Origin of the sequence: Thiothrix lacustris DSM 21227 (genome assembly GCF_000621325.1) — a bacterium.
In the GTDB taxonomy this organism is placed as follows: Bacteria; Pseudomonadota; Gammaproteobacteria; order Thiotrichales; family Thiotrichaceae; genus Thiothrix; species Thiothrix lacustris.
Genome location: NZ_JHYQ01000019.1, coordinates 1 through 17852 on the forward strand (window position 1 = coordinate 1; position 17852 = coordinate 17852).

At 48.1% G+C, this 17852-nt stretch carries 16 protein-coding genes and 4 tRNA genes; 18 read left to right on the forward strand and 2 right to left on the reverse strand.

The annotated features are described in order from the left end of the window. Positions 1 to 26: 26 nt before the first annotated feature. A complete protein-coding gene (locus Q394_RS0109995) occupies positions 27 to 602 on the reverse strand; it encodes a hypothetical protein (RefSeq protein WP_028489171.1) in 576 nt (191 codons plus the stop codon). Between the two features lie 276 nt (positions 603 to 878). Here Q394_RS0109995 and Q394_RS0110000 point away from each other — a divergent pair, with 276 nt between their 5' ends. From Q394_RS0110000 to Q394_RS0110050, 11 genes are all read left to right on the forward strand, one after another. Continuing rightward, entirely contained in the window at positions 879 to 1568 is a 690-nt protein-coding gene (locus Q394_RS0110000) for a cystatin domain-containing protein (protein ID WP_028489172.1), read from the forward strand. 37 nt (positions 1569 to 1605) lie between these two features. Then, positions 1606 to 1965 carry a lysozyme inhibitor LprI family protein gene (locus Q394_RS19800; RefSeq protein WP_038141134.1) on the forward strand — a complete coding sequence of 120 codons (360 nt, stop codon included), beginning with the start codon at positions 1606 to 1608 and terminating at the stop codon, positions 1963 to 1965. Between the two features lie 102 nt (positions 1966 to 2067). Beyond that, positions 2068 to 2523, forward strand: coding sequence for a LysM peptidoglycan-binding domain-containing protein (locus tag Q394_RS0110010; RefSeq protein WP_028489173.1), 456 nt, complete (start codon positions 2068 to 2070; stop codon positions 2521 to 2523). 86 nt (positions 2524 to 2609) lie between these two features. Next, positions 2610 to 2861, forward strand: a complete 252-nt coding sequence (locus tag Q394_RS0110015) for a cystatin domain-containing protein (RefSeq protein ID WP_028489174.1) — start codon at positions 2610 to 2612, stop codon at positions 2859 to 2861. Between the two features lie 64 nt (positions 2862 to 2925). Further along, complete coding sequence (locus Q394_RS19805) at positions 2926 to 3285, forward strand: lysozyme inhibitor LprI family protein (RefSeq protein WP_038141137.1); 360 nt, start codon at positions 2926 to 2928, stop codon at positions 3283 to 3285. 302 nt (positions 3286 to 3587) lie between these two features. Beyond that, positions 3588 to 4025 (forward strand): DUF302 domain-containing protein, encoded by a 438-nt coding sequence (locus Q394_RS0110025; protein WP_038141139.1) that lies wholly within the window; start codon positions 3588 to 3590, stop codon positions 4023 to 4025. A gap of 271 nt (positions 4026 to 4296) precedes the next feature. Further along, a complete protein-coding gene (locus Q394_RS0110030; RefSeq protein WP_028489176.1) occupies positions 4297 to 6228 on the forward strand; it encodes a hypothetical protein in 1932 nt (643 codons plus the stop codon). Positions 6229 to 6325: 97 nt separating this feature from the next. Further along, positions 6326 to 7456, forward strand: a complete 1131-nt coding sequence (locus Q394_RS19810) for a ComEC/Rec2 family competence protein (protein WP_038141140.1) — start codon at positions 6326 to 6328, stop codon at positions 7454 to 7456. Between the two features lie 39 nt (positions 7457 to 7495). Then, on the forward strand, positions 7496 to 8032 hold the full coding sequence (locus Q394_RS21440; RefSeq protein WP_028489177.1) for a DUF2799 domain-containing protein: 537 nt from the start codon (positions 7496 to 7498) through the stop codon (positions 8030 to 8032). A 178-nt stretch (positions 8033 to 8210) separates the two neighbouring features. Beyond that, positions 8211 to 9983 carry an autotransporter assembly complex protein TamA gene (locus tag Q394_RS0110045; protein ID WP_028489178.1) on the forward strand — a complete coding sequence of 591 codons (1773 nt, stop codon included), beginning with the start codon at positions 8211 to 8213 and terminating at the stop codon, positions 9981 to 9983. Next, positions 9980 to 13591, forward strand: a complete 3612-nt coding sequence (locus Q394_RS0110050; protein ID WP_028489179.1) for a translocation/assembly module TamB domain-containing protein — start codon at positions 9980 to 9982, stop codon at positions 13589 to 13591. Before Q394_RS0110045 ends, Q394_RS0110050 begins: the two co-directional genes overlap by 4 nt. Before the next feature lie 4 nt (positions 13592 to 13595). On the opposite strand, the gene Q394_RS0110055 is transcribed toward Q394_RS0110050, so the two are convergent. Then, entirely contained in the window at positions 13596 to 14921 is a 1326-nt protein-coding gene (locus tag Q394_RS0110055) for a UDP-glucose dehydrogenase family protein (protein WP_028489180.1), read from the reverse strand. Between the two features lie 184 nt (positions 14922 to 15105). Between Q394_RS0110055 and Q394_RS0110060 the strand changes: the two genes are divergently transcribed. The 7 genes from Q394_RS0110060 (at position 15106) to nusG (ending at position 17830) form a co-directional block, all read left to right on the forward strand. Further along, positions 15106 to 15190 (forward strand) — tRNA-Tyr (locus Q394_RS0110060). A gap of 63 nt (positions 15191 to 15253) precedes the next feature. After that, positions 15254 to 15327 (forward strand) — tRNA-Gly (locus Q394_RS0110065). A gap of 30 nt (positions 15328 to 15357) precedes the next feature. Then, positions 15358 to 15433 (forward strand) — tRNA-Thr (locus Q394_RS0110070). 33 nt (positions 15434 to 15466) lie between these two features. Beyond that, the gene (gene tuf, locus Q394_RS0110075) at positions 15467 to 16657 is read left to right on the forward strand and encodes an elongation factor Tu (protein ID WP_028489181.1); all 1191 of its coding nucleotides are present in this window, start codon (positions 15467 to 15469) and stop codon (positions 16655 to 16657) included. A 59-nt stretch (positions 16658 to 16716) separates the two neighbouring features. Continuing rightward, positions 16717 to 16792: transfer RNA gene (locus tag Q394_RS0110080), tRNA-Trp, on the forward strand. A gap of 109 nt (positions 16793 to 16901) precedes the next feature. Continuing rightward, positions 16902 to 17297: a preprotein translocase subunit SecE gene (gene secE, locus Q394_RS0110085; RefSeq protein ID WP_028489182.1), complete on the forward strand. Its 396-nt coding sequence runs from the start codon at positions 16902 to 16904 to the stop codon at positions 17295 to 17297. Further along, positions 17297 to 17830, forward strand: coding sequence for a transcription termination/antitermination protein NusG (nusG, locus tag Q394_RS0110090; RefSeq protein ID WP_028489183.1), 534 nt, complete (start codon positions 17297 to 17299; stop codon positions 17828 to 17830). The genes secE and nusG overlap by 1 nt, the downstream gene beginning before the upstream one ends. The last annotated feature ends 22 nt before the right edge of the window (positions 17831 to 17852 follow it).

Here is a 17852-nt window from a genome sequence, read left to right on the forward strand (position 1 = left end):
ATCGGTTTGTAGCGTGCCATGCCTGCCTACTCATTCTGGTGCTTGTGATGCTTGATTATCCCACAAAATGGCGGTTCGGAGGGTTTTTCTACAGCCTCAACGGTTGGTGTGAGTGACCAAGAATCATTGGTTGTGTTCATGTTATCAGGTTGATAGGCGGTGTAGACGTAAGTTGCTGCACCAAAATGCTTCCCTCGTTTGGCCACAGCGGTGGCTCCCATACTATAAGTCGTACCATCGGCATTAATACGCACATCAGGCAGGCTTAATCCCGGTAAGGCAGGCAATGTAGCGGTGCCTTCTCCTGTGATTTTGCCGATGACGCCAAACAGGTTGATGTGTGGATTGACCCAATGATTCAGTTTGATGTTGGTGGCTTTTATATCACTACTGGCGTTTATCCGTGCTTTCATCGTGGCTAATGGCGCAAGCGCAGGCTGATCGAAGCTGAGGCTGGTTAGATCATAGTCCTGCTGCTGTGTTTCGATGCTAAGGGATACGCCCGACTGCTTTGTGAGAGTGTCGGCAGTTTGTGAATGGGCGTGAAGTGAACAAAGTAATAGACAAGCACTTGATACTGCACAACAAGTGTTTTTGGTCATAAATTAGCCTCTCAACTAAGCTATCGTGTGGGGAAGTACAGTCAAGCATATCATGCAGATCTGAAGGGCTAAGGCTTTTGTTTCCCTCTGGTGAGATATTAATACGTAAAATTCTTGGTATGCATAAAATTTACCCCATATAAATATGCATCTAAAGCCGTATTTTTACAACTTTAGTTGTATTTCATGTGTCTTTGGTTGGATTGATGAACGGTATATTAATGGTTAATCTTTGCATATAGAAATTAATCATCTGTAATAGTTTGGAGATCGCAAATGACTCGGTACGGGCTTACGTTGTTATTTGGTGTGCTTGCCTTGTCGGCTTGTACGGACGAAAGTATTAAATCATCACCTGAGATTCCATCAACAGCAATGGTTGGTGGATATTCTAAAATTGCCAACCCCGATACTGATCAGGGGTTGTTGCAAGTAACCACATTCCTAAATTCTGAGATTGGCTTTAAAGATGGTAATCCTTCTATAAGGGTGGATAAGGTTCTTGAGGCATCTAGGCAAGTTGTCGCTGGTCAGAATTATCAAGTGAAAGTGCAGATGACCGATGGCTCGCAGTATGAGGCCGTCGTATATGTTGCCTTGAATGATGTCATGCAGTTGACTAGCTTGAAACAACTGCGCGGCGCTTCCCCGGTTGATGGCAAGCAGGCAGATTCTTTTCCTTCTGCCCCAGTCGCAGGTGGCTATAACAAAATCACCGATCCTGATCAGAGTCGTTATTCAGATCAAGGTTTACTTAATGCAACCAAATTTTTGAGTGATGAAATTGGTGAAAAAGAAGGTGATCACTCTATAGGTATTGATACGGTTCTTGAAGCCTATAAACAAGTTGTTGCTGGCAATAATTACCGAGTGAAAGTGCAGATGACCAATGGTTCACAGTATGAGGCAGTGGTCTATATTAATTTGCAAAATGAAGTAAGTCTGACCAGTTTGAAAAAACTGTAAGATGGGTTTTTAATAGTATTTTTCTAAGGGGTTTTTTATGAAAAAAATGTTTTTTTCGACAGCGCTGCTAGCGTTTTCCAGTATTGCTACTGCGGGTACTGGTTTGAATTGTTCAGATGACAATGTGTTGTCTGATATTAATAAGCTACAGGCTTGCTATACACAGGCTGATAGTGAGTTGAATGGTACGTTTAAAAAATTGCAAGCCTTGCATAAAGATGGCAAGGTAAAAATGGCGGCTTTGAAACAAATGCAGCTTGGCTGGATTAAAATGCGGGATGCTCAATGTGATTTTCAAAGCATGAACTCTGCTGGTGGCGGCGGTGTTGCTCAAACCGCTATGCGCTGTAAAGTTGACATGACAATGCAGCGTAATAAGGAATTGCAGGACTTGTAATCGGATTTATTGTTTCTTTCATTTTGATCATGTGCTTTATCAGTAAATGATCATTTTGTTTAAAACTATTGGTCGCTTGTTATTGGCGATAAGGAGCTTTTTATGAAAAATTTAGTATTGAAGGCAATGGCGGTAGCTTTGTTAATGGGTGTGGCGGGTTTAGCGCATTCCGCTTCTTGTGCCAAAGGTGTTTGCGTAGTCGCACAGGGTGATACGTTAGGGTCAATTGGCCAGCAGGTAAAAGTTTCCTGGCAACAATTGATGAAAATAAATGGTATCACCGATGTCACAAAAGTCATGGTCGGCCAGAAGATAAAGTATGTGGCAGATAAAGCTGTCAGTAGCAAACAGACTTCTGCTACTTCTAGAGATGGTGTTTCTTGGTCTGGGGTTCCACGTCAGGAGGTATATTATGTGACGGCAGGTGATACGCTGCATTCCATATCACGAGCAACCGGTGTTAGCATGGATAAGCTGATTAGCTTGAATAACCTAAAAAAACCTTATGATATCAGGAAAGGGCAGGTTCTGAATACTTCAGATGCTATGTATAACTGAAATACCCAGTGGTAGTTAAGTCTTCGGTATTGGTGTGATTGATATTGTTTAAATAACTACCGCACCCTGAACAGGTACAGGCTGTAATGTTTCTGCGGGTCAGTAACAAAATCACCGATCCTGATCAAAGTCGTTATTCAGATCAAGGTTTTTTTAATGCAGCCGAATTTCTGAGTGATGAAATTGGTGAAAAAGAAGGTGATCACTCTATAGGTGTTGATAAGGTTCTTGAAGCCTATAAACAAGTTATTGCAGGCAATAATTACCGAGTGAAAATGCAGATGACCAATGGTTCACAGTATGAGGCAGTGGTCTTATTAATTTGCAAAATGAATTGAGCTTAACGAGTTTGAAAAAGCTGTGAGGCTGGTTTTTTAATAGTATGTTACTCAGGAGTTTTTTATGAAAAAGATGTTTTTTGCTTCAGCTTTATTGGCATTTTCCAGTATCGCTACTGCTGGTACAGGTTTGAATTGTTCGGACGAAAATGTATTAAGTGAGCTTAATCAGCTAGAAGCTTGCTATACACAGGTTGATAGTGAACTGAATGGTACATTTAAACAGTTACAAGCTCTGCATAAAGATGGCAAACAAAAAATGGCGGCTTTGAAACAAATGCAACTTGGTTGGATTAAAATGCGTGATGCTCAATGTGACTTCCAAAGCATGAACTCGGCTGGTGGTGGTGGTGCTGCGCAAACAGCTATGCGTTGCATTGTTGAAATGACTATTCAGCGTGATAAAGAATTGCAAGCACTCTAATTTTACTGTTTTTGACGCCTGTTTCATAAGGAAACAGGTTGTTCGATATGAGTTGACTCTCTAGTTAATGATAAAATAATTTATTTTCCCTCACTGACCTTCTTTGTGGCTACCTGTTAATGGGTAGCCGCACTTTATTAAAGTTGATATTGTGTGTGGAAATATTATTTTCAGAATTGTTTGGGTTTATTTTTGGGTGTTTAATGGTGGGGTTTTCATTTAAATAGCGGGCGAAATCGAAATATTAATAGTGAAGTATAGGCCATTTTTTATTTAAATGTTTTTATTGGGGTGGGTTGTTTATGTTGGCTAAGATTTTTAGTATTTGTGTAATGGCGCTGACCGTATTGGCTACGCCAGTATCATCCATGGCAGATAATGACATGCTTATTATTCGGCAAATTGAAAAAACACCGGAGGTTTTTGCCAAGGAAGTGGAGGATTATGCCAAAAAACGGGAATGGAACTTTTTGGGTTCTCACAAAGTAAAAAAGGGCGAGATTACACTGGTAAAGTTTTGTGTTGCTGAAGTGGGTAAGCAATTATGGAAACAAGGTCTGCAAATGAGCGCTTTGGCGCCATGCGGTAACATTGGCGTTTACCAAAAAGATGGCAAAACAGAAATATCTGTCCTGAACCCACGTTATATGAATGTTTTGGCTCCCAGTGCAGAAATGGAAAAGCTGAGTGCGACTGCTGAAAAAGACGTTATGGAAATGCTGGATGCACTTGCTAAGTGATTTGCTGCAAGCATAGCGGGATTTACACCAACTGTAGGTTTTGGAGCGAGTTATCGTTTATCGAATCAGTGGGCTGCGAATGCGGGATTTGATTATTACCATGAGTTAGGTCAGCGTGAAGATCTATTTGATAATACTGATAATAGCATTGAAACAGTCAAAAGCAGTACGGGCGTATTGTCTTTAGGGCTGGGGTATAGTTTCTAATTCTAATAATTGAGGGTGGCTGTCGGCGTATTGGTTAAGGGCTTTTATAAACAGGAAAATAGATATGTATACGGTAAATCATTTAAAACGGACAGTATTGGTGACACAGGTAGCGGCAGCGCTATTATTAACAGCTTGCGGCGGTGGCAGTAACAATACTAGTGCTACAGCGAGTGGGCGTTTGGTTGCTCCTATTGTACAGGGTGTTAGTTTTAGTACGGCCACGACTTCAGGTGTGACAACAGTAGAAGGGGGCTTCAGTTGTCAAAGTGGAGAAACGGTCACCTTGAAAGTCGGTAGTGTCATATTGGGGACATTACCATGTACCGCTACTGATAAAGATTTGCTGGATACTGTTAGCGGTATAAGTGCCGATACACTGATTCCACTTATGCAACAAGCGGCAACCAATCCGACACCGAATGCTTATGATAAATTGCTTAACCGTTTGGCTTTTCTAATCAGGATGGATAGCGACCAGAACATCAGTAATGGTGTCAGTTTGCCATCAGGCTTGGCGAATTTGTCGCATATGCAGTCCGGGGCGCTGAATTTTAATTTGGATTACGCCGTTTTTGTGCCACGCCTAGAACAACTTGTCGGGCAGGCTATGCGAGCGGGTTTGTATACGCAGCGCCCACAGCCATTGCTGGGCTGCAATTGTGCAGTGGAAATGCAGCAAGCTTATTTGGTGAAACTGTTGGAAAAAACCACTGGTAAGGCATTCCCCGGTTATGCGGCACAGGATATCTTCTCCAGCAAGGTTGATAGCAGTGGTTTCAGTACTAGTTTGTATCACGATGCCGCAGGCAAGCTGATTAGCTCGTCCGAAACCCCACACAGTGATACGAAGCCACAGGTGAATTATACGTTTCAATACGATAGCGCCGAAAGATTGGTGGGCAAACTTGGGGTGGAGGCAACCACTGGCCTGAAAGACATCGAACAAGCATGGGGTTATAATGCCGCCAATTATATCCTTTCCTATCAATATAATGGGTATGTTGATGGTGCTTTGAGCACACGCTTTAGTTCAACTGATAATGTGGATGCTCAAGGGCAGATCATTAAGCGAACGGAGACGGATGAAACCCTGAGCGGGGTAAATATTGGGTCGAGTAATAGGGTGGTCGATTTCAGCTACAATACCTACGGTGAAGTAGAAAAGATCTTGGAAGCGGTGACCGCAGCAGGCGTTACCACACTCAAGACGACGACCATCAGCCATGACAGTTCCGGCAACCGGACGCAGAAGGAAGTTGTTGAAAGTAATGCGACTGGTACGACTTTGGCGACGTTACGTTACGGTTATACTTACGATGCCATGGGCAATCTGACCAAGCGCACCTACAGTAAATTGAATGCGGCGGGTGTAGAAACTGAGTCCAATACCGGGGAGTTCCGTTTCAATAACGAAGCGAATGCCGTTCTGGGTGGAGCGACACGCACCTATAGAATAAATGGGAGTCTCGTTGGCAGTGTGCAGGATATTCTGACCTACGGCAGTCTTGACCTCAGTGATATTACGCTGGCCACTAGTAATAATCTTGCTCGCTTGTTGCGTATTTATAAACGGGGCACGACGAATGCTCAATCGGAAGATTTCCGCTATACATGGAACACGGCTGGTTATCTTGACGCAGTGAAAGTCGATACAACCAAGCTTGCAGGGGATGGTGCAACGGTTGTCTCTCGTAATAGTGACAGTTATCGCTACGGTTATGATGGCAACCGCTTAGTATCAAAAACTTATGATGCGGCGACTGATGGTACCTTCGACGAAAATAACATATACACATGGGTAGCATTGTCACGTTTGGGTGAGTATACCCTTGAGGATATGTTGTTCTTTTTAAGTGAACAGCAATCATATGCCGCTGTTAATACGAGTGACGATACCTTGCCAACACTCTTTGCCGCTCCCCGCCGGTTGGAGTCCAGTAGTAGTGAATCCAGTGCTTCATCATCATTACGTAGCCATCCTGCGTCGTGGTAATACCTTGGGTATGCCGTGACGTGACATAAAGTAGTAAGAACCTCAACTTTACCGCCTGTGAAAGCAGGCGGGATTTTTTGCAAAAAGGTCATTAATAATGAATGAATCCCTGACAATTACAATGTTGCCTGCCAACGAAGGTGACTGCTTGCTGGTCACTTACGGTGCAGACACCACCAAAAAACATATTTTGATTGATGGTGGGCTTGCTTCTACCTATCAAAAAGCGATTAAACCGTATCTTGCCACTCACGGTATTCAGGAACTGGAACTCTTGGTGGTGACGCACGTTGACCGTGACCATATTGAGGGGGTGTTAGCCCTGCTCAAGGATGATTCCCTCACGATAAAGGTCAACAACATTTGGTTTAACGGCTGGTATCATTTGACCGGCACGACACCCGCCCCACCTGCACCCGTAGAGCCGGTGACAGCACTTGATCCTGATGAACCCGCACCCGTGTTCGGGGCAGTTATGGGGGAGGAACTCAGCCCGTTGATTCAGCAAAAAGGCTGGGCGTGGAATCAGCAATTTGGTGGTGGGGCAGTTGAGCTATCGGCTGTGCCGAACAACGTCATAAACTTTGGTGAGGTACAACTGACGTTACTGTCACCCAGCCGGAAAAAGCTGGAGGAAATGATCCCGGTTTGGGAAAAGGAATGCGCTGAGGCGGGCATGATTCCCGGCGTCCCGATTATTCCAGTATCTATGGCCAGAGTGAGTTTGAGTGAGGCCGAAAAAATGCAGATCAACGTTGATGCGTTGGCAGCAGAAAAAACCAAAGGCGATCATTCCAAAGCCAATGGTTGCAGTATTGCGTTTATGCTTGAATATCAGGGTAAGAGATTCTTATTATCTGGCGATGCCCATGCTGATTTGTTGGAAGCCGAACTGAAGCGTCTGGGGGCATCAAAAGCTAAGCCGCTCCGTGTCGATTTATTCAAAATTCCGCATCACGGTAGCCAAAACAATTTATCCAAAACGTTGCTTGAACTGTTGGATTGTAAACATTACTTGATTTCAACCAGCGGGAATCGTTTTCAGCATCCAGATGATGCTGCCATCGCAAAAATTGTTAAGTTTGGAACGGCTGAATCAACGTTGCACTTTAACTACAAAACAAGATTCAATCGACATTGGGAAAAAGCCGAATGGCAGGAAACGTACCACTACCGTATTGAGTTCCCCGCAGAGGGTGAAGATGGGTATAAATCGTTAAGCTTTTAATTTTTATGTAAACAGTGGTTATTTAAGAGGGAGATACAGATGATGAAATCTGCATGGTTAGTGATGGGGGTCAGCGTTTTGTTGGCATCATGTGCGACATTGGAACCGGAAGACTGCAAAACAGCCGATTGGGTAAAGTTCGGTTACTCGGATGCCATGGAAGGTAAGAGCGTTATGCTCAGCGATTATAGTAAAGATTGTGCTAAAGCGGGGGTGACGCCTGATCAGACAGCCTATATGGGCGGTTATAACAATGGTGCTAAGGCATTTTGTACTTACGACAAAGGCGTGGAAGTCGGCGAAAAAGGTAAGTCTGTCTCCGACCTATGCAACAAGCCGGGGCTGGCAGAAGATTTCAATCGCGGGGTAGAGAAAGGCAAGAAATTGTACGCCAAGCAAAAAGAAATTACCGGTAAGGAGGATGAGCGCAACACCATTGATAAGAAGCTAAACGATATCAAAGCAGGTAAGTTGCAAGGCTCTGCTCAAGAAGTAGACATGATGTACCGTGAAAAGAGCTTGATCGAAAAAGAGATTGAAGTGCTCAAGCGTGAGAAAGCGGGTATTTCTATCTGATATTAGGTATCAGCCGTTCCCTGAGTGTAGTGTTACTTAAATGATAAGGCGTCAAATCAGCAGGTTATAGATTTATGATTTGTTGGTTTGGCGCTATTTTTTTTTCATGTGTGTTAGTGTTCAGAATAGGTAGGTTACAATCATTGTCAGTAACGCTTAAAAGGATGCGATCTTGCCTATGAAACAATTCGTTTGGGGTTTGTGCTTGTTGGGGGTAAGTTCGCCTGGGTTTGCCGCTTTTTTCCAGCAAACCGAAGAAGATGCTGCCGCCAAAGCCGAATCGCCGGTTAAGGTCAGCATTCAAGGGGCGGATACCGCGCTGGCGGATAATTTGAAGGCGTTTATGCCCTCCTTGCGTAACCTCAAATGCGATAGTTCCAGTGATCGGGTCGGGCGTTTCATCGAGTCTGCGGAGGAAAAACTGCACGAAGGTGCGGAAGCGATGGGCTATTACAGTGCCCGCTTTCAGGTCACGTCAGCGCAACAGGGTAATTGTCTGGCTTTACACGTTGCTGTTCAGCCCGGCGAGCCTGTTAAGGTGACGCAAGTCGAGGTGGAGGTGACGGGTGTGGGCAAGGATTTGCCAGAGTTTCGTGCCATTACCACCGTTCCGCCTTATCAAAAGGGCGATATATTCGTACACCAGCAGTATGAAGATTTCAAAGCCAACCTTAATAGGACAGCCAATAATCTGGGCTTTTTCGATGCAGAATATATTGTGCGTGAAATACAGGTCGACCCCGATACCCGTCAGGCACAAGTGCGTTTACATTTTGATACGGGCAAACGTTATCAGGTTGGTAAGGTCAAGGTAGAGCAGGATGTGTTGGCCGAAAAATACTTGAACCGTTACCTGCGGGTGCGCGAAGGCGACACGTACAACGCCGAAACACTGTTGAAACAGCAGCGTATTCTGGATGGGAGCGGTTATTATAGTGATGTGCAGGTGAATGGCGCTTACCAGAAGGCTGAGAATGGCGCTGTTCCAGTCAGCATTACTGCTCAGCGGCGTAAGCGTTACACCTATACCGGACAGACAGGTTACGGTACAGATACGGGCTTTCGTGTTGAAGCGGGGATGGAGGCTCATTGGGTGAATGATAAAGGCCACAAGCTCAGTACCAATGGTGTGCTTGCACAAAACGAACAGTCAGTGGAGGGTACTTACAAAGTTCCACTCTGGCATCCTGAACACGAATACACCAGCTTGTCAGGCGGTTGGCAGCATACCGATAACGATGACATCGAGAGTACAGCGCTCAAGCTGGGTGTGGATTACAACCGTCGTAGCGCGGATGACTGGCAACAAACGGTTTTCATTAATTACCTCGATGAGACAACGCAAGTGGCCAGTGAGGATGAAATCCGCTCCCAACTGGCACTGGTAGGGGGGCGTCTCAAAAAGACCAAAACGGACGATTTATTATTCCCCACTCAAGGCTGGCAGTTGGCGGCAGAAGTGCAGGGCGCAGCAAAAGGCGTGCTGAGTGATCAAAGCCTATTACAAGGTAAGGTGAACGCGAAATACCTGCATACCTTGGAGCGCGGTGGCAAGCTGATCCTACAAGGTGCGGCAGGCACGACCGTGACCAGTGATCTGGATGAAATGCCCAAATCCCTACGTTTTTTTGCCGGGGGGCAAAGCTCCGTGCGTGGTTACAATTTTGAGTCATTGGGCGAAACCAATACGGCTGGTGATGTTATCGGTGGCAAGCACCTGCTGACTAGCAGTGTGGAATATGAACATCCCGTGCAAGATAAATGGAGCGCAGCGGCTTTTGTGGATGCGGGGGATGTGTTTGATGATGCTGCGGATTTGAGCATGAAGGTCGGGGCGGGTGTCGGAGCGCGTTACAAATCACCCTTGGGGCCTATTCGTGCCGATATTGCGTCGCCGACGGATGATCCGGGTGATGTGCATTTCTACTTCAGCTTGGGGCCTGATTTGTGAAAACGTGGCTGAAATATTTGTTGGTACATCCGCTGGCGGTGCTGCTGTTTGGTGTGGTGCTGGCGTTAGCATTTGGGGCTTTCTTGACAGTTTCGCAAGCAGGAACCCGTTTGTTGTTGGGGTCTGCCCAACGTTTTGTGCCGGAATTGGCGCTGGAAGGCGTGGGGGGCGCACTCATAGACGGAGTGTCGCTGAGCAGTTTGCGTTGGGAAGACGCGACTACTCGTGTAGAGGCGAGCAATGTGGTGCTGAAAAACTCCCTCGATATGGGCACGCCGCCTACGCTGCATGTGGAAAGCTTGCACGCCGATAAACTGGTGGTTACGCTTCAGGATACGCCTGAGGATGCAGGGAAGAATGAGCCATTTGAACTGCCCAGCATTTTGTTGCCCTTGAATGTGGATGCCCAGCAAGTCGATATTGGTGAGCTGGAAATTCATACGGGCGCTGATGTATTACGCTTTCGCGATGTGGCCTTGACCGGGCATACCCGCGACGGGCGTTTGCAAGTGGATAGCCTGAAAACGCAGATTTACGACGCACAGGGTAAAGCTGACCTTGCGTTGGATGGCAGCATGGGGCTGGATAAGCCGCATGTCTTGGATACCCGTCTGAACGTGGTTTCCGACAGCAAAATCTGGGGCGTGGGCAAGGCCGCAATCCAGTTGGGTGGCGAGCTACAGCACTACGATCTGGGGCTGGATGCGGATTGGAAATATGACACTTACCCGCGTTATCAGGGAAAATTACAGGGCAAGGGGACGTTTAACGACCTCGCAATCAGTCAGTTGCAACTTGATGGCGAAGCGGGTGGCCTGACGGCCAAGGGTGGCATCGGTTGGCTGGATGGCTTTAATTGGGATGCGGCACTGACTGGCAAGCAAATTAATCCGGCGGCGTTCCTCAAGGAATGGCCCGCCAAGCTGGATGTGGCGTTGACGTCCAAGGGCGCGTTGAGCGGAGGCAAAACCGACATTGCGCTGGATATTACGCAGTTGCAAGGCAAGTTGCGTGATTACCCGGTGGATGCCAAAGGGCAGGGCGACTGGAACGGTAAGTTGCTGGCTTTGCATTCACTGGACGCGAAAGTCGGGGATAATCGTCTGCAAGCCAAGGGCAATGCGGGCGATAAACTGGCGGTGGAATGGCAACTGGATGCGCCCGCACTTACCCAGCTTTACCCGAAAATCAAGGGCAATGCCAAAGGTAATGGTGTCTTGCGTGGCCTGTCGGATGGTTCGCAATTGCAACTGGATGTGGCTGATTTGTCTGGCAAGGTGGAAGGTTACGACTTGAATGCCAAGGGCAAGCTCGATTGGGGCAAGCAAAAGCTGGCGGCGCAAGATGTCATCATTCAATCGGGTGGCAACCGGTTGGAAGTCTCCGGGCAGGCAATGGAGCCGTTTGATTTGCGTTGGAAAGTGGATGCGAAAAACCTTGCCAAAGCTTGGAAGGGCTTGGAGGGCAGTTTGGAGGGTGAAGGCATTCTCAAGGGTAAGCTGGATAAGCCAGAGATTCAGGCCGATTTGAAAGGCAGCAAATTACGCTATCAGGATTATCGGCTAGGGGCGTTGGATTTAAAAGCGCAGCAAGTGGACGAGCGTTACGACATCAAGGGTACGTTGCGTGATTTCAAGAGCGGTGACACGCTGATCGAATCTGCCAAGGTGGACGGGCAGGGAGCCGTGACCAATCACCGCGTGACCGCGCAAATCGTACACGAGGTGGGCAAGATGGATGTGTCTGCTAGCGGTGGTTGGAAAAATGAGCAGTGGACTGGCACGATTCCGAGCCTTTCCTTGCGTGATACGCCAGCGGGTGATTGGTCGATGGCAGCACCGATCAGTCTTCAGGCTTCCGCCAAAGCGTTCAGCAGTTCGAGGATTTGCTTGACCCGGCGGGATGCTTCACGTGCGTGTGGCAAACCGGCGTGGACACCACAGGCGGGTTTCAGTATTGCGGGTGACTTGCAGCAAATTCCGCTGGTGATGTTGCGCCCGTGGTTGCCAGAAAACCTGAGTGTGGCGGGGAGTGCTAATGCCGATTACCGTTTTGAGCAACGTGGCGGCAAGCCAGTAGCGGAAGTAGCCTTACGCTTACCGGACAGTTCGGTGAGTATGCGGGGGAGCAAGGGCAAAACCGAAACCTTGCAATACACCAATACCCGCGCTGATGTGAGCCTCAACGATCGGCGAATGGATGTGACGGCGCAATTGGATTTGGTCAGGTACGGGCAATTACGCGCTGACGGGCGTATTGATCTGTCTCCGGCGGATGGCAATCACCGTATTAATGCGCGTATGAGTGCCAATATGCCGGATATTGGCTGGCTGGGGCGGTTTTCGCCGCAGATTGATCGCTTGCAAGGCAAAGTGAATGGGGATGTGACCATAACCGGCTTGTTGAAGCAACCAGCAGTCACGGGGGATATGCGCTTAACGGGTGGGCAGGTGTATTTACCGGAGGCAGATGTCACGCTGGATGCGATTGACCTGAGCATGAATTCCACAGGTACAGAACGGGCGACTATCAATGGTTCGTTGCGGGCAGGGGCGGGCATGATGAGTGCTAGGGGTGTGTTGTCGTTGGCCAATTTGCCGAACTGGAAAGCGGATGTAACCCTACAAGGCAATAACCTGAAGTTGATGGATACGCATGAGGTGCAGGCGTTGGTGTCCCCGGACTTGAGCATTCAAGCCAGCCCTGGCGATGTGTCGATTTCAGGCACGGTGTTGATTCCTGAGGCGACGGTGAGTTTGCGGGAAATTCCCCAGACCGCTAGCGCCCGTTCGGATGATGTGATTATTGTGGGACGTTCCGCTGGTACGGTGGGGCAGTCCGGGCAAGTTGAAGTCTTGGTGAAGGATGCGCCCTTAAACATCAAGCCGAATGTGACGATTGAGCTGGGCGACAAGGTGAAGTTCAATGGTTTTGGGTTGGATGCACGCTTGGCGGGTAAGCTGCGGGTGTTGCGTACCCGTCAGGACATTATCGCGGAAGGCGTGTTGAGTGTGGTGGATGGTGTCTACAAGGCTTACGGACAGAATCTGAAAATCGAGCGCGGGCGTTTGATTTTCAATGGGCCGTTGAATAATCCGGGGCTGGATGTGCGGGCAGTGCGTGAAGTCGAAGATGGTGACATCAAGGTGGGGATTTCACTGGCAGGGACGGTGCAACAGCCTGAGTCGACATTATTTTCCACCCCGACACAGACGCAAAGCGATACCTTGAGTTACCTGCTGACTGGGCGTGCCATGTCGAGTGTGAGTGGGAGCCAGTCAGCCTTGTTGATGGATGCGATTACCGGACTTGGTGTTGCGGGTGGGGAAAGTCTGGCGCAACAGCTTGGTGGTAGTTTGGGGCTGGATGAGGTGGGTTTGAAAGCCAAAAATGGTAATTTCGACCAGAGCGAATTGGCGCTCGGTAAGCGTTTGGGGGCGCGGCTCTATGTGCGTTATATCGTCGGCTTGTTTGATTCCTTGCAACGGGTAGCCATTACCTATCAGATTAACAAGCATTTGCAGGTGGAAGCGCAAGCAGGTGTACAGCAAGGTGTCGACCTGATTTACAAGATCGACACCGATGTGGGGCCATTGAGGGGGCGTTAGGGCATTAGCAACCGCGCCCAATGGCGTAGTAGATGATGCCTTTCTTTGCCATCTGTTCTGGTGAGTACAGGTTGCGCCCATCCACGATCACGGGGTCTTTGAGTTTGGACTTGATGGCCTCGAAGTCGGGGCTGCGGAATTGCTGCCATTCGGTCACGATTACCAGACAGTCGGCACCTTGTAGCGCGTCTTCGGCGGTGTTGCACAGGGTCAAATCGTCGCGCTGGCCGTAGATGCGGGTGCATTCTTCCATGGCTACCGGGTCGAAGGCTCGTACCTTGACGCCTTGTTGCCAGAGGGCTTCCATCAGGTTGCGGCTGGAGGCTTCGCGCATGTCGTCGGTGTTGGGTTTGAATGCCAGACCCCACAATGCCACGGTTTTGCCTTCCAGATTTGCGCCGTAGTGCTTTTGCAGCTTCTCGAAGGGTTTGTCTTTTTGGCGATAGTTGACTGATTCTACCGCAGATAACAGTTCGGCATGGTAGCCGATTTCACGGGCGGTACGTTCGAGTGCTTGCACATCCTTGGGGAAGCATGAGCCGCCGTAGCCACAGCCGGGGTAGATGAAATGGTAGCCAATACGTGGGTCAGAACCGATACCGATACGCACTTTTTCGATGTCCGCACCCAGCAGTTCTGCCATATTCGCCAGCTCATTCATGAAACTGATTTTGGTGGCTAGCATGGCATTGGCAGCGTACTTGGTGAGTTCGGCGGAGCGGATATCCATTTCTACCAGACGGTCATGGCTGCGGTTGAAGGGGGCGTACAGTTCGCGCATCAGTTCGGTGGTACGGGGATTATCCGTGCCGATGACAATGCGGTCGGGCTTCATGAAGTCGTCCAGCGCTGCGCCTTCCTTGAGGAATTCGGGGTTGGAAACCACGTCAAATTCGGCATTGAAGGCGCGTTGTTCCAGCATTTCCTGCATGGCAGCACGTACCCTGTCAGCGGTGCCAACGGGTACGGTGGATTTGTCGACGACGATGCGGTAACTGTCCATGTGCTGTGCGATGGAGCGGGCAACAGTCAGTACATAACGTAGGTCAGCGGAGCCATCTTCATCCGGTGGCGTGCCAACCGCAATGAATTGGAATAGGCCGTGGGCGACGCCTTCGGCTGCGGAAAGGGTGAATTTGAGGCGTCCGGCTGCGATATTGGCTTGCACCATTTTGTCGAGGCCAGGTTCATGGATGGGGATTTCGCCATTGAGTAACATATTGATTTTACGCTCATCAACATCGACGCACAGTACATCGTTGCCCACTTGTGCCAGACATGCGCCTGTTACTAGGCCGACATAGCCCGAACCGTAAATTGTAACTTTCATTGATGGTTCCTGAATAAATAGCTGGATTTTATATGCGCATCGCATTATGATCGCAGTCGCTAATTTTTGTAACAATTAAACCGACGAGCTTACCAGTTTAGCCGTCGAAAATTAATGACAAAATTCTGCTTTTCCAAGGTTGACATTGACGAGTGATTCACTCACAATGCTGTCCTTTCCAGTTGGAGGGGTTCCCGAGCGGTCAAAGGGGACAGACTGTAAATCTGTTGGCTCTGCCTTCGAAGGTTCGAATCCTTCCCCCTCCACCATATTTTTAGTACACACGCTCAGCTTGCTACTTCATGCGGCGCGATGTGGGAATACGACTTCAGGCGGGTGTAGTTCAATGGTAGAACTTCAGCCTTCCAAGCTGATTGCGTGGGTTCGATTCCCATCACCCGCTCCAATTTCTGGCTTGAGTCGTTAAAATGGTTTTGCTCTCATAGCTCAGGTGGTAGAGCGCATCCTTGGTAAGGATGAGGTCGGCAGTTCGACTCTGCCTGAGAGCACCAAATATTCAGGAATTCAACGGGAAGTTATCGATCATGGCAAAAAGTAAATTTGAGCGTAATAAGACGCACGTAAACGTAGGTACAATCGGCCACGTTGACCACGGAAAAACCACGCTAACAGCTGCGCTAACCGTAGTACAATCAAAAAAGTTTGGTGGCGAATCAAAAGCTTACGATCAGATCGATGCAGCTCCTGAAGAAAAGGCGCGTGGTATCACTATTTCCACAGCTCACGTTGAGTATGAATCTGATACTCGTCACTATGCACACGTTGACTGCCCAGGCCATGCTGACTATGTTAAAAACATGATCACAGGTGCGGCACAGATGGACGGCGCAATCCTGGTTTGTTCTGCTGCTGATGGTCCAATGCCACAGACACGTGAACATATCCTGCTGTCTCGTCAGGTTGGTGTTCCTTACGTTGTGGTTTACATGAATAAGTGTGACCTGGTTGACGACGAGGAGTTGTTGGAACTGGTTGAGATGGAATTGCGTGAGCTGCTGTCCAGCTATGACTTCCCTGGTGATGATACACCAATCATCAAGGGTTCTGCACGTATGGCGCTGGAAGGTAACGAGTCTGATATTGGCGTTCCATCTATCGCTCGTCTGATTGAAGCGATTGATACCTTCATTCCAGATCCGGTTCGTGCAGTAGACGGCACTTTCCTGATGCCTGTTGAAGACGTATTCTCTATCTCCGGTCGTGGTACAGTGGTTACTGGTCGTATCGAACGTGGTTTGGTTAAGGTTGGTGAAACCATCGAAATCGTTGGTATTCGTGCTACTCAAACGACTACTGTTACGGGCGTTGAAATGTTCCGTAAGTTGCTTGACCAAGGTATGGCAGGTGACAACGTAGGTTTATTGCTGCGTGGTACCAAGCGTGACGACGTAGAGCGTGGTCAGGTTCTGTGTAAGCCAGGCTCGATCAAGCCACACACTAAGTTTGAAGCGGAAGTCTATGTCCTATCTAAGGATGAGGGTGGTCGTCATACGCCATTCTTCAAAGGCTATCGCCCACAGTTCTACTTCCGTACGACTGACGTAACAGGTGCTTGTGAGCTGCCAGAAGGCGTTGAGATGGTTATGCCAGGCGACAACGTTAAATTGGTTGTTACCCTGATTAACCCGATTGCAATGGAAGACGGTCTGCGTTTCGCGATTCGTGAGGGTGGTCGTACCGTTGGTGCTGGCGTTGTTGCCAAGATCCTCGCGTAAATAACTTCTTGTATTTTGAAAGAGCGTAGAGTATCCTCTCCGCTCTTTCTTGCCTTTACAGGCCAATAGCTCAATTGGCAGAGCGGCGGTCTCCAAAACCGCAGGTTGGGGGTTCGATTCCCTCTTGGCCTGCCATCTTTATTAGATGGCTTTGGATAGTTAACTGTAAATGCTAAATACTAACTGCTTTTGATTTGCAGTGTGTTATCCAAAGTCATTCGGCGATCAGGTTTGGTAAAAATAAATGTCAGTACATACCGAAGAACAGGGCTCATCACTTGACACTATAAAGCTGGTTGTAGCTGTAGTGCTTTTGTTTTTAGGGATAGTGGGTTTCTACTATTTTGCAGAATGGCAAGGTCAAGCGGTTTCCACATTGCTACGTGTGCTGGGTCTGCTGGTTGTTGCCGGTGCTGCAATTGCAATCGCAGCTTCAAGTCTTTCTGGTAAGCATCTAATGAGTTTCATGAAAGACTCCCGCCTAGAAGTTCGAAAAATGGTATGGCCTACTCGTGCTGAAACACTTCAGACTACCTTGATGGTAATGGTCATTGTCCTAATTCTTTCCATCTTTCTTTGGGGTGTTGACTCTCTGCTTGGCTGGGGAATCAAAAGTATGCTTGGTGGAGGACAGATCTAATGGCAATGCGCTGGTATGTTGTGCAGGCTTATTCAGGCTTTGAGAATCAAGTAAAGCGCTCGCTTGAAGAGCGCCTTGTTCGTTTTGAATTGCAGGATTCTTTTGGCCGTGTTCTGGTCCCTACTGAAGAAGTAGTTGAGATGCGTGACGGCCAAAAGCGTAGAAGTGAACGGAAGTTTTTTCCAGGCTACGTATTGGTTGAAATGGAAATGAACGATGAAACGTGGCATATGGTAAAAGAAACACCAAAAGTGCTGGGTTTTATTGGTGGTAAGGCTGACAAGCCAGCCCCAATCACACAGAAAGAAGTTGATAATATCATGCGCCGCGTTGAGGAGGGGGCTGAAAAGCCGCGTCCAAAAGTTCTCTTTGATGCGGGCGAAGTGGTGCGTGTTACTGATGGGCCGTTTAAAGACTTTAACGGCGTAGTTGAAGAAGTCAATTACGAGAAAAGTCGTCTGTTGGTTGCTGTACAGATCTTTGGTCGCTCAACGCCCGTTGAGCTTGAATTCTATCAGGTTGAGAAGGCCTGATCTGATAGTCACGGGAAGCCGC